The organism is Dactylosporangium sp. NPDC050588 (genome assembly GCF_040654975.1).
Taxonomy (GTDB): Bacteria; Actinomycetota; Actinomycetes; order Mycobacteriales; family Micromonosporaceae; genus Dactylosporangium; species Dactylosporangium maewongense.
The window spans coordinates 83,737-96,140 of sequence record NZ_JBFAJA010000015.1 but is presented as its reverse complement, the minus strand read 5'-3'; the positions used below and the strand labels follow the sequence as shown (position 1 = coordinate 96,140).

10 protein-coding genes are annotated in these 12,404 nt (G+C 74.7%); 5 read left to right on the top strand and 5 right to left on the bottom strand.

Annotated elements, in window-relative coordinates; all coding sequences use genetic code 11:
- Positions 1 to 5 precede the first annotated feature (5 nt).
- Together AB0I21_RS12625 and AB0I21_RS12620 are read right to left on the bottom strand one after the other, a co-directional pair.
- Positions 6 to 800, bottom strand: a complete 795-nt coding sequence (locus tag AB0I21_RS12625) for a serine hydrolase domain-containing protein (protein WP_360560654.1) — start codon at positions 798 to 800, stop codon at positions 6 to 8.
- 32 nt (positions 801 to 832) lie between these two features.
- Complete coding sequence (locus tag AB0I21_RS12620) at positions 833 to 2,446, bottom strand: glycosyl hydrolase family 18 protein (RefSeq protein ID WP_360560653.1); 1,614 nt, start codon at positions 2,444 to 2,446, stop codon at positions 833 to 835.
- Positions 2,447 to 2,513: 67 nt separating this feature from the next.
- On the opposite strand from AB0I21_RS12620, the gene AB0I21_RS12615 reads away from it, so the two are divergent.
- The 4 genes from AB0I21_RS12615 (at position 2,514) to AB0I21_RS12600 (ending at position 8,786) form a co-directional block, all read left to right on the top strand.
- The gene (locus AB0I21_RS12615) at positions 2,514 to 2,744 is read left to right on the top strand and encodes a hypothetical protein (RefSeq protein WP_360560652.1); all 231 of its coding nucleotides are present in this window, start codon (positions 2,514 to 2,516) and stop codon (positions 2,742 to 2,744) included.
- Positions 2,745 to 2,842: 98 nt separating this feature from the next.
- Entirely contained in the window at positions 2,843 to 3,277 is a 435-nt protein-coding gene (locus AB0I21_RS12610; protein WP_360560650.1) for a hypothetical protein, read from the top strand.
- Positions 3,278 to 3,281: 4 nt separating this feature from the next.
- Positions 3,282 to 7,733 (top strand): HAD-IC family P-type ATPase, encoded by a 4,452-nt coding sequence (locus AB0I21_RS12605; RefSeq protein ID WP_360560649.1) that lies wholly within the window; start codon positions 3,282 to 3,284, stop codon positions 7,731 to 7,733.
- 54 nt (positions 7,734 to 7,787) lie between these two features.
- Complete coding sequence (locus AB0I21_RS12600; RefSeq protein ID WP_360560647.1) at positions 7,788 to 8,786, top strand: hypothetical protein; 999 nt, start codon at positions 7,788 to 7,790, stop codon at positions 8,784 to 8,786.
- Here AB0I21_RS12600 and AB0I21_RS12595 read toward each other — a convergent pair.
- Positions 8,670 to 9,938, bottom strand: a complete 1,269-nt coding sequence (locus AB0I21_RS12595; RefSeq protein WP_360560645.1) for an MFS transporter — start codon at positions 9,936 to 9,938, stop codon at positions 8,670 to 8,672. The two genes, AB0I21_RS12600 and AB0I21_RS12595, sit on opposite strands and share 117 nt — an antisense overlap.
- Before the next feature lie 128 nt (positions 9,939 to 10,066).
- Between AB0I21_RS12595 and AB0I21_RS12590 the strand changes: the two genes are divergently transcribed.
- Complete coding sequence (locus tag AB0I21_RS12590) at positions 10,067 to 10,720, top strand: hypothetical protein (RefSeq protein ID WP_360560643.1); 654 nt, start codon at positions 10,067 to 10,069, stop codon at positions 10,718 to 10,720.
- Positions 10,721 to 10,723: 3 nt separating this feature from the next.
- Here the strand turns inward: AB0I21_RS12590 and AB0I21_RS12585 are convergent, their stop codons facing one another.
- Entirely contained in the window at positions 10,724 to 11,149 is a 426-nt protein-coding gene (locus tag AB0I21_RS12585; RefSeq protein WP_360560642.1) for a hypothetical protein, read from the bottom strand.
- Between the two features lie 16 nt (positions 11,150 to 11,165).
- Positions 11,166 to 12,395: an MFS transporter gene (locus tag AB0I21_RS12580; RefSeq protein ID WP_360560640.1), complete on the bottom strand. Its 1,230-nt coding sequence runs from the start codon at positions 12,393 to 12,395 to the stop codon at positions 11,166 to 11,168.
- Positions 12,396 to 12,404: the final 9 nt, after the last annotated feature.

Below are 12,404 nucleotides of genomic sequence, written 5' to 3'. Positions count from 1 at the left end.
TGCCACTACCCGAGGACGGCGTCCGACAGCACGGGCCACACCTCGGCGGACCACTCGCCGAAGTCGCGGTCGGTCAGGCAGGCGCAGGCGAGGCCGGCGACCGGGTCGACCCACAGGAACGTGCCGGAGCGGCCGAAGTGACCGTATGTGGCGGGCGAGTTGCGCGACCCCGTCCAGTGCGGCGACTTGCCGTCGCGGATCTCGAAGCCCAGCCCCCAGTCGTTCGGGTCCTGACGGCCGAAGCCAGGCAGTACACCGGAGACTCCCGGGAACTGGACGGTGACGGCCTCCGGCATCAGGTCCGGGACCAGCGACGGGTCCAGGAGCTCCTGGCCGAGCAGGGCCAGGTCGGACAGCGGCCCCCGCGCCCCGGCGGCGGGCGAGCCTTCGAGGGTGGTGCCGCCCATGCCGAGCGGCCGCAGCACGGACTCGGTGAGCAGTTCCGCGAACGTGCCGCCGGTGCGGGTCAGCACGAAGTCGGCGAGCCGCTCGAACCCGCGGTTGGAGTAGATACGCTTCCGGCCGGGCGCGGCGACCTGCGTGTCGTCGTCGAACGCGACCCCGGAGGTGTGGGCCAGCAGGTGCCGGACCGTGACACCCTCCGGGCCGGCGGGCTCGTCGAGCAGGACGTCGCCCTTGTCGACCGCGACGAGCACCGTGAGCGCCGTCAGCAGTTTCGTGACGGACGCCCACGGCAGGGGGTCGTCCGGACCGGTGCGGTCGCGGATCCCTTCGGGACCCACGACCGCGACCGATGCGGTGGTGACTGGCCAGGTGCTGACGAGATCAAGTGCGCTCACGCTCTCGAACCTACGGCAGCGCGGCCGGGTCGTTACGGCAGGGCGTTCAGGAACGGTTCCTGGGTGTTCATGAACTCCCAGGAGTAGTACCGGTCCCAGTTGATCGACCAGGTCATCAGGCCGCGGAAGTTGGGCGAGGTGCCGCCGCGCAGGGTGTACCCGCCGCAGCCGGTGCCCTTGACGAGGCAGTTCACGGCGGCCTGGACGACCGCGGGGGCGACGTAGCCGTTGCCCGCGCTGACCGCCGCCGGCACGCCGAACGCGATCTGGTCCTCGCGCAGCCCCGGGAACGTCTGGCCGGTGTTCGCGACCGGGAAGCCGGCCTTCATCATGTCGGTCATCGCGATGTGGAAGTCGGCGCCGCCCATCTGGTGGTACTGGTTGTCCAGGCCGGTGATCGGGCCGGAGTTGTAGTCCTGGACGTGCAGCACGGTGAGGAAGTCCCGCACCGCGTGGATGACCGGCAGGTAGGACCCGGCCCGGTTGTCGCCCTGGGTCGTGCCGCCGTAGAACTGGTAGCCGAGCTGCACGAAGAACGTCTCCGGCGCCATCGTCAGCACGAACTTCGTGCCGTACTTCGCCTTCAGCGACTTGAGCGCGGAGATCAGGTTCACCACGACCGGGGTCGTCGGGTTGCGGAAGTCGGCGTCACCGGCGTTCAGGTAGAGCGAGTGGCCCTCGAAGTCGATGTCGAGGCCGTCCAGGCCCCACCGGTCGATGATCGCGCTGACCGAGTTGACGAACGCGTCGCGGGCGGCGGTCGAGGTGAGCTGCACCTGGCCGTTCTGGCCGCCGATGGAGATCAGGACCTTCTTGCCCTGGGCCTGCTTCGCCTTGATCGCGGCGAGGAACTCGGCGTCGGACTCGACGTTCGGGCACTCGGCGACCGGGCAGCGGTTGAACCGGATGTCGCCGGACGTCACCGAGGTCGGCTCGCCGAACGACAGATTGATGATGTCCCAGGCGGCCGGGATGTCGGCCATCCGCACGTAGCCGGAGCCGTTGGCGAAGCTGGCGTGCAGGTAGCCGATGAGCGCGTGCTTCGGCAGCCCGGTGACCGGCGGCTGGGACGTGGACGGCGACGGCGACGTGGACGGCGACTTCGACGGCGACGGGCTGGCGCTCGGGCTCTTGCTCGCCGTGGGCGACGCGGTCGTCGGGCTCGGCTGCCCGCCGGGGCCGTCGAGGGAGATGTCGTCGGCCTGGTACGCGCCGGTGCCGTACCAGCCGTGCAGGAACACCTGCACCGACGTCTGACCGGCGGCGGTGGTGAACGGCACGGTGAGCTTGCTGTAGGCGGTGCCGCTGGTCCAGGTGGACGCGCCGCCGGTGATGCCGAGGTACACGTAGGAGCCGCGGACCCAGCCGGTGAGTGTGTAGGCGGTGCTCGGCTGGACGGCGACGGTCTGCGTGCACTGGGCGGTGTCGGACGCGGTGGCGTTGCCGTTGAGCGCGTAGGACCCGGAGTGGACCGGGCTGGTCACGGCCCCGGACCCGGTGCCGGTGCAGGACCACCCGGACAGGTTTCCGCTCTCGAACCCGGGGTTGGTCAGCAGATTGGCGGCGTAGGCGTTGGTCGTGACGAGCAAACCGGTCACCAGCAGGGTCGCGGCGCCGAGGATGAGCGCTATGCGCTTGCGCTTCATGGGGGTGTCCTCCATCGACGGTGCTCGCCATTATTAGGTTTCTTTACTGTTCCTGTCCAGTGGTGAGATGACCGGCATGGACAACGTGTTCCACGACAACATGCTCTGGCCGACGGTCGTGGTGCTGCCGAAACGCACCGGATGGTCGCTGTGGAGCGGCAACGGCGCACTACGCCAGCTCTACGACAACCTGTGGGGCGCGTTGTGGGGCGACGCACCGAAGCTGCACCCCGAGCGGGCCGCGAAGCAGGCGGTCGCCCGGGTCGCCACCCTCGCCACCTGGAACCCGGCCGCCTGACCACCGAGTCCCGCTCGGTCAAGCGCAGTTCATCCGCCGTTTACCTCCAACCCGCGCGGGTAGCTGCCTGCTCAGAACCTCGGCCTAAGGAGGTCGCCATGACCACGCAGACCAAGGCCGCTCCCCGCACCCGGCGGACCCGCAAGGACGACGCGACGGCCCGGCCGAAGGGCGCTGAAGCCGCCACGGCGGAGCCCACGCAGACCAAGGCCGCTCCCCGCGCCCGGCGGACGCGTCACACCGAAGTGACGGAACGGCCGCACGGCACCGACGGCGCGGCCGCCCACCCCATGCGGACGGCCGCACATCAGGTCACCGACCACAACAGCACCCACCTGAGCGTGCCGAAACTGGGCACCGTCCAGCTGCCCCCGGCCGACGAGCTCGCCTTCCTGGGCGGCATCGGCGTCCTGGCCGTGCTGGGCGCCATCGAATGGCCGGTGGCCGTCGTCGTAGCGGCCGGCCACACGCTGGCGACGAACCGGCGCAACAAGGTCGTGCACGAATTCGGCGAGGCGCTGGAAAAGGTCTAGCCAGGTGGCGCTGCTCGACCTGGTGCGGACCCCGTCCCGGCTGGTGGCCGGGGCGGCCCGTGCCGTCGCCGGCCGGCCCCCGGACGAGCCGGTGACCACCGACCGCGTCGCCGTCGACGCCCCGGGCGTCGCCCGCCCGGAGGCGGCCGAATACCGGACGGCACTGGGCACCGCGCTGGGGCAGGTGCCCGGCGTCTCGTGGGCGGTGGTCAACGCCCCGCTGCAGCGGGTCGTGCTGGGCGTCACCCGGCCCGCGCCCACCCGCGCGCAGCTCACCGCGGCGGTGCGGGAGGTGCGGGAGCGGTACCCCGGCATCCACGACGGGCAGGCCGACCGCGCGCCGGCACCCGATCACCCCGCGGCCCTGGACCGGGCCGCCACGGCCCTGGTCGCCGACGCCGCCGGCCTGGTGGTCGCCACCTTCGGCCGCATCGCCCGGCACGTGCCCGGCGCCGTCGAGGCCGCCTCCCTCGTCCCCTTCGTCGACACCCAGCCGAAGCTGCGGGCCCTCCTCGAACGGGCGCTCGGCCGCGACCGGGCCGACTCCGTGCTCGCGCTCAGCAACGCCGCGGCGCAGGGCCTGGTCGGCGGCGTCTCCGGGCTGGGCGTGGACGCGGCCGTGCGCGTCGGCCAGCTGGCCGAGGCCCGGGCCCGGCGCGACGCCTGGCGCGCCGAGCCGGCGCTGCTGCGCACGCCCCAGCGGGCCGCCGCCGACCCGGTCGTCACCGAACGGCCCAGCCCCCTACCCGACGGGATCGTCGAGCACTACGCCCCGCGCAGCGTCGCCGTCGGCGCCGGCGCGGCCGGCGTCGCGCTGGCCGCGGGCGGCGCCAGGCGGGCGGCCGCGATCGCGGTGGCCGGCCTGCCCAAGGCCCCCGGGGCCGGGCGGGAGTCCTTCGCCGCGCAGCTGGGCCGCACGCTCGCCGGCCGCCGCGCGCAGGTGATGGACCCGCGCGTCCTGCGCCTGCTCGACCGCGTCGACACGGTGATCCTCGACCCGGCCGTCCTGACCACCGGCCGGCTCATGGTCCAGGAGGTACATCCGCTGCCCGGCGCCGACCCGGAGGAGGTCCGCCTCCAGGCCCAACGGCTGTTCAGCGCCGAGGCGGCCGACCAGCCGGTGGAGCAGGACGGCTGGCTGCTCGGACCGGTCGACCAGTTGCGGCTGCGCGGCCGGACCGGCGTCCGGACGCGGCAGCGCCTGCACCGTGACGGCGCTGTGCACGTGCTCGGGCTCGCGCACGGCACCCGGCTCGAGGCGCTGGTGAGCCTCGTGCCCCAACCGGCCGCCAGCGCCGACGCGCTCATCGCGGCGGCCCGGCGCAGCGGCACCAGGCTGATCTTCGCCGGCGGCCGCCCCCGCGGGGCCGAGCGGATCGACGCCGGCGACATTCCCGGCCGCGGGCACCTGCTCGGCAACGTCCGCGAGCTTCAGGCCGACGGTCACGTGGTGCTGCTGGTCTCCGATCAGGCCGCCGCGCTGGCCGGCGCCGACGTCGGCATCGGGGTGCACGGGCCGGACGCCCGGCCACCCTGGGGCGCGCACGTGCTGGCCGGCGATGTCCTGGAGACCGCCGCCCTGCTCATCGACGCGATCGACGTCGCCCGGCGGGTCGGCCGGCACGGCGTCCGCCTGGCCGAGTCCGGCTCCGCGATCGGCGCGATCACCACGATCACCGGCGCGCCCCGGGGCGCGGCCCGCCGGGCCCTGCTCGCCGTCAACGGCGCCGCCGCCCTGTCCGTGGTGCAGGGCGTGTGGGCCGCCACCGAGCTCGCCCGCCGGCCCATCTCGCCGCCCGTGTCCAGCACCGCGTGGCATGCGCTGCCCGCCGGCAAGGTCCTGCACCTGCTCGAATCCACCGGCGGCGGGCTGGCCACCCGGACGGCGCTGCGCCGGCACCGTCCCGACGCGCAGATCAGCCAGCCCAGGCCCAGCCTCATGCGCTCCTTCGCCGAGGAGCTGGCCAACCCGCTGACCCCGATCCTCGCCGGCGGCGCGGCCCTGTCGGCCGCGATCGGCTCCCTGGTCGACGCCGGCATCGTGCTGGGCGCCAGCGCCGTAGGCGCGGTGGTCGGCGCGGTCCAGAAGACGGTGACCGACCGTGCCGTCGCGGAGCTGCTGGCCCGCTCGGCGGTGATGGCCACGGTCCGCCGCGACGGCCGGCCGGTGCGCCTGCCCGCCGACCAGCTGGTGCCCGGCGACATCGTCCAGCTGGCACCCGGCGACGTCATGCCCGCCGACTGCCGGCTCATCGAGGCGCAGGCCCTGGAGATGGACGAGTCCTCGCTGACGGGCGAGTCGATGCCGGTGGCCAAGCGCACCGAACCGGTCCTCGCCGCCGACGTCGCCGACCGGATCTGCATGGTGTACGAGGGCTCGACAGTGACGGCCGGCCGGGCGGTCGGCGTCGTGGTCGCCACCGGGGCGGCGACCGAGGCGGGTCGCAGCATGGCCACCGCCGCCCAGGCGGCACCGGCCACCGGGGTGGAGGCGCGGCTCGGGCAGATCACCCACACCACGCTGCCGATCGCGCTGGGCTCGGGCGCCGCCGTCATGGCCGCCGGGCTGCTGCGCGGCCGTCCGGTGCGCGACACCATCGGCGCCGGTGTGGGACTGGCCGTGGCCAGCGTCCCGGAGGGGCTGCCGTTCCTGGTCAGCGCCGCGCAGCTGGCCGCGGCCCGCCGGCTGTCCCGCCAGGGCGCGCTGGTCCGCAACGCCCGGACGATCGAGGCGCTGGGCCGGGTGGACGTGCTGTGCTTCGACAAGACCGGCACCCTGACCCAGGGCCACATCCGGCTGGCGGCCGTCGCCGACGCCGCCACCATCCGGCCGGTGGACGGCCTGGACCCGGCGCACCGGGCGGTGCTCGCCGCCGGCCTGCGCGCCACCCCCGCCCCCACCGGCGGCCAGCCGCTGCCCCACATCACCGACCGCGCCGTGCGCGGCGGCGCGGAGGACGCGGCCGTCGACGAGTCCGCCGGCGCGCCGGGCTGGCAGGCGCACACGACGCTGCCGTTCGAGCCCAGCCGCGCGTACCACGCCACGGCCGCGACGACGACCGCCGGCCGCCTGCTGTCCGTCAAGGGCGCGCCCGAGCTCGTGCTGGCCCGCTGCACCACCTGGCGCGCCGCCCCCGGCGACGAGCGGCCGCTCACCGGCGCCGGCCGCCGCCGCGTCCGTCAGCAGCTCGAACGGCTCACCCGGCAGGGCTTCCGCGTCCTCGCCGTGGCCGAGACCCACAGCCCTGCGGAGGGTGACCTGACCGACGACACCGTGGCCCGTCTGTGCTTCCTCGGCTTCCTCGCACTCGCCGACCCGGTGCGCTCGACCGCCGGCGCCTCGCTGGACGAGCTGCGCACGGCCGGCGCGCAGATCGTCATGATCACCGGGGACCACCCCGCCACCGCCGAGACCATCGCCGGCGAGCTCGGCCTGCTCAACGGGCACCGGGTCGTCACCGGCGCCGACATCGACGCCCTGGACGACCGCGCGCTGCGCGACCTCGTGCCCAAGATCGCGGTGGTCGCCCGCGGCACGCCGGCCCACAAGGTCCGTGTGGTGCAGGCCTTCCAGGCCAACCAGCGGGTCGTGGCGATGACGGGCGACGGCGCCAACGACGCCCCCGCCATCCGCCTCGCCGACGTCGGCATCGCGCTCGGCCAGCGCGGCACCCCCGCCGCCCGGGCCGCCGCCGACCTCGTCGTCACCGACGACCGCCTGGAGACCATCATCGCCGCGCTGGTCGAGGGCCGCGCCATGTGGCGGGCCGTGCGGGAGGCGCTCGGCATCCTCGTCGGCGGCAACCTCGGGGAGATCGGCTTCACCGTCCTCGGCGCCGCCCTCACCGGCGCCTCGCCGCTCAACGCCCGGCAGCTGCTGCTGGTCAACCTCCTCACCGACCTCGCGCCGGCCCTGGCGGTCGCGCTGCGCCGGCCGGACTCCGGCGCCAACGGCGTGCTGCTGCGCGAGGGCCCGGAGGCCTCGCTCGGCGCCGCGCTGACCCACGACATCGCGCTGCGCGCGGCGGCCACCGTCACCGGCGCGACCGGCGCATGGGTCGCCGCCGCCACCCTCAGCGGCCGCGGCGTGCGGGCCCGCACCGTCGCGCTGGCCGCGCTGGTCGGCACGCAGCTCGGCCAGACCCTGCTCGTCGGGTACAACAGCCCCGGTGTCCTCGTCGCGAGCCTGGGCTCCGCCGCCGTGCTGGCCGGCGTCGTCCAGACCCCCGGCCTGAGCCAGTTCTTCGGCTGCACCCCGCTGGGCCCGGTCGGCTGGGGCATCGCCACCACCTCCGCGACCACCACCATGCTCGCCTCCGCGGCGGCCCCAGCGCTGGCGCGCCGGCTGCCACCGGAGCTGACGGCGCGGCTCACCGAGGCGCTGCACCCGGAGCGCCTGGCCGAACTCGCCGGGCGCGTGCTGCCCGCCCACGTGCTGGCCCCGCACCCGCGCTGAGGCGCGCGACAAAGTCGGGTGCCGGCCGTCCGGTCCGTCAGTACGCTCGCCGGCGTGAGCAGGAGGGTCAAGGCGCCGAGCACGGCACGGCTGCGGGGGATCCTGGCCAACGCCGCGCGGGTGCGCATCGTCGACGCCCGGCCCGACGAGGTCGACCACGCCGACGCCGCCAGGATCGTGGTCACCGGCGGCGACATCGCGGGGCTGGCGCGGGTGCTGAGCGTCGTGGACGGCGGCGTCAGGGACAGCGAGCACTGCTGGTGCGGTGACCGGCCCACGATGGTCGTGACCGGCGCCGACGGTCGCGACCTCGCCCGGTGGACCGTGCACGGTCAGACGCAGCTCAGCGGCCTCGGTGACCGCGCCGCCGAGCTGCGCGACGCCCCCGCGCTCATCGCATGGCTGGCGGAGCACGGCCTGACCGGTCCACGGGACGCTCAGCTCAGGGCCGCCCGTGAGGCGGCGGACGCGGAGGCGCGGCGGGTTCGCTGGGTGGCGGCCGCGCCGCTCGGCCTGCAGTACTTCGCCGAGGCCGTGACCCTGCGGGAGCACCACGCCGAGGAGCGGCTGGCCGGCATGCTGGCGCGCCGGATCCCGGACCTGACGGACCGGATCCGGGCGCTGGTCACCTGGGCCGGCGTGCCGGCACGCGAGGACTTCGGCACCTTCTGGCACGAGCTCGTGCCCCAGCGGTTCCTGCTCGCCGAGCCCACCGGGGCGATCTTCGACGCGTTGGCGGCGGCTCCGCTATCGGCGGGCCAGCTCGACGGCGCGGCGGAGCTGTTCACGTGCCTCGAGTGGACCCGGCCGTTGCGGGCCGGGATCCCGGCGCCGCTGCGGGCCCAGCTGATCGCCCACGTGACCGCGACCGGGACGGAGCCGATGCTGTTCCGGATGCGGCACGGCTACGGCGCCGCCCCTGAGGAACCGGCGACGTCAGCCGACGGCCGGGAGGGGGTCGCCGCGGCGCATGGCGGCGAGGTGCTCCGGCGGGATGGCGCGGCGGGTCGTGCGCCGGTAGCGCCAGACCTGGGCGGCGCCGAGGGCCCATAACACGTACTGGACGGCGAACGCCCACTTGAACGCCGGCAGCGACGGGTGGGCGGTGCCGGCCCGGGTCTGCACGTCCAGCAGCACGCCGATGGCGATGATGACCAGGATCGAGGCGACGAACCCGCCCACGTTGACGATGCCGGTCGCGCCGCCGATGCGGGCCGCCGGGTTGAACGAGCGGGCGTAGTCGAAGCCGATCATGGAGCCGGGGCCGTTCACCGCGAGCACCAGGACCAGGACGGTGAGCACGGCGACGGGGGCGCGGCCCGGCCACAGCAGCACGACCGTCCAGGCGAGCGCCGAGCTCCCGACGATCGCCAGGACCAGGGTCGAGCGGTGGTAGGGCAGCCGGCCGCAGAAGTGCCCGACGACGGGGCCGAGCACGATGCCGCCGACGGTCAGCAGCGACAGCAGCAGGGCGGCGGTCGCCGGGGCGAGGCCCTCCCCCTGCGTCAGGAACGGATAGCCCCACAGCAGCGCGAACACGCTGCCGGAGAACGACGACACGAAGTGCGTCCACAGCCCCAGCCGCGTGCCCGGATGCTCCCACGACGCCTTCAGGGCCCGGTCCGACGCCGCCGGCTTTTGCGGCTCCTGTACCGGTGAGTCCCGCAAGCTCACGGCCACGAGCGCGATCGCGGCGGCACCGAGCGCGGCCGCGCCGAGGAACGTGGCGGTCCAGCCCGCGTCGCGCAGCAGCACGACCAGCGGCACCGCCGACGACAGCGCACCGAGCTGCCCGACCATGCCGGTGAGCTGCACCATCAGCGGGTTGCGGCGCGGCGGATACCACAGCGCGACGATTCGCAGGACGCTGATGAACGTCATCGCGTCGCCGACGCCGATCAGCACGCGGGCCGCGACCGCCGGCCCGATGTCGTGCGCGTAGGCGAACAGCAGCTGCCCGGCGACCATGAGCAGCCCGCCGCCGACGAGCATGCGCCGCGACCCGAACCGGTCCAGCAGCACCCCGACCGGGATCTGCATGCCCGCGTACACGGCAAGCTGCGCCACGGACAGCAGCGCCAGCAGCGACGTGCCGACCCCGAACCGGTCCGCCGCGGCGACCCCGGCGACCCCCAGCGACGAGCGGTGGAAGACCGCGATGATGTACGCGGTGAGCCCGATGACCCACATCAGATGACGACGCATAGCGGGACTGACGTTAGCCCTGTCGCCGCCTGAACAGGGGGCAGGTGTGACGCCCCTCAAGTGTGGGCTTGCGGACACCCCATACGCTGTTCAGGTCCGCATTGCCCAGCTGCTTGAGGACCCGCGCGATGAGCGACCTGATCGCCACACCCATCCGGTGGGAGCACTCGGGTGACGGCGAGTTCCCCTACCACGCCGAGGTCGACGGGCGCAGCCTCACCGTGCGGGTCAACGACTTCCCGGCGGAGCCGCTGTACACCCTCATCGTCGACGGAACCGAGATGGTCGACCTCGACGACTGGCCCACCGTGTGGCGCCGGCCGCCGGCGCCGGCGCACCTGCTGGACCTGATCGCTCGGCCGATCACCACCGACCTGTTGTGGACGTGGGCGCGGCGGATCTGCGGCGTCACCACCGAGCACCCCGCCGAGGTCGCCGCGCTGCTGGGGCTGCCCGCGCCGACGCAGGACGACTTCGGCCGGCTGTTCGTGCAGCCGAGCCCGCCGGGCACCGCGCGCCTGGAGCTGTCCTTCGACCGGGCGGGGCTGTCCGCGGTCGTCATCCACTTCGTCGAGCCGACCCTGACCCGGGCGGAGCTCGACGCCTGCTTCGGCCCCAGCGGCGGCGTGCCCCGCGTCCACTGGGACTCCGCGCATGTGACCGCCCACCGGATCACCGCCCCGGACGCGCCGCTGTCGTGCACCGTGCTGGCGTCCTACGGCTCCGAGCCGGCGCCGCCGACCAGGGCGTTCCAGCTCACGCTGCGCCGCGACCACGGCTGAGCGTCAGGTTTCGCGCCACGGGTACACGGGCTCGCCGAACGGCTCCAGGGAGCAGTCCCAGGCGTTCCAGCCCTGCTGCGTGATCTTGCCGTCGGCGTACGCGTAGGCCCAGGTGGAGCCGTCCTCGCCGGTGCAGCTGACCGTGCCGGCGCGGACGAACGGCGCCAGCTCCACGTAGAACGCGGTCGCCTGCTCCGACCACTTCGCGTCGCCCTCCTCGTCCCGCGCGAACTCGATCCAGTCGCCGTCCCGCACGACCTGCGCCGCGCCCACCCAGGCGAGGTCGGCGACCGTGCCCGCGTCCGGACAGATCTCCTCGCTGAACCAGCCGTCCCGCGCGGCCAGCGCGGCCCTGATCGCGGTGGTGGCGGCGACGTCGTCCGCGGCCGGCAGGTGCAGCCTGCCCGTGGGCCGCACGGAGTACCCCATCCGCTGGTTCTACCACTCACGGCCGGGCGCTCGCGACATCGGCCTCGGCGACCGCCGCATCGATGCGGGCGTTGGTGAGAGCGGACGCGGCGTACCCGCCGCCGGCGAGGGTCAGCAGGGCCGCGACGAGGATCGGGGTCCGCAGGTCGCCGGCGTCCGCGAGCAGGCCACCGGCGATCGCGCCCAGCGGCATGACGCCCCAGGCGACGACCCGGTAGACGCCGATCGTGCGGCCGAGCAGCGCGTCCGGGGTCAGGCGCTGCCGCAGCGACCCGTAGACGACGTTCCACACCAGGATCGCCCACCCGGTCAGCGCCCACGCGAACGCCGCCACGTACATGTTCCGGGTCGCGGCCGCGAGGAGCATCCCGAGGCCGGTCACGGTCGCCGCGAGGACCATGGCGCGCCCGCGGCCGGTGCGTCCCGCGATCCGGGCGGCGGTCTGGCTGCCGACGAGCCCGCCGACGGAGGCGGTCAGCAGGAACGCGCCGAACGCGGCCTCGGGCACGTGGAGCGTCTCCCGGGTCCACAGCGCGACGAGGGCGGTGGCCATCGCGTTGGCGAACCCGAGCCCGATCACCACGGAGAGCATCGCGCGGTGGACGGGGTGGCCGCGCACGAACCGCAGCGCCTCGCCGATCGCCCGCCCCATCGGCACGGTCCCCTCGCCCTGGGCGGCGCGGTACGTGCCGGGCAGCGCGAGCATGAGCGCCGCGGCGATCGCGTAGCAGGCGACGTTGATGCCGAACGCTCCGCTCGCGGTGACCGCGAACACGGCGCTCGCGACGGGCGGGGCGACGAAGTTCTGGACGAGCATGTCCGCGCCCTGCAGCCGGCCGTTGGCGGCCTCGAGGCGGTCCCGCTCGACGACGGCCGGCACCATCGACAGGACCGACGTGTCGTACACCGTCTCGCCCGCGCCGAGGACGACGACCACGCCGTACAGCAGCCACAACGACATCGTGTCGGTGGCGACGGCCGCGAGCAGTGCCGCCAGGACCGCGGTGCGCACGATCCCGACGATCAGCGCCAGCCGCCGCCGGTCATACCGGTCGACGAGGACACCCGCGGGCAGCCCGAGCAGCAGCCACGGCACGAACCCGAGGGCCGTCAGCGCGGAGAACGCCACCGGGTCGCTGGTCAGCCGCGCGGCGAGCAGCAGGATCGCGACTCTGTAGACGCCGTCGCCGAGGTTGCCCGCGGCGGCGGCCGCCCACAGCCGATGGAACCTGCTCAGCTCTGCCACGCCGCCACC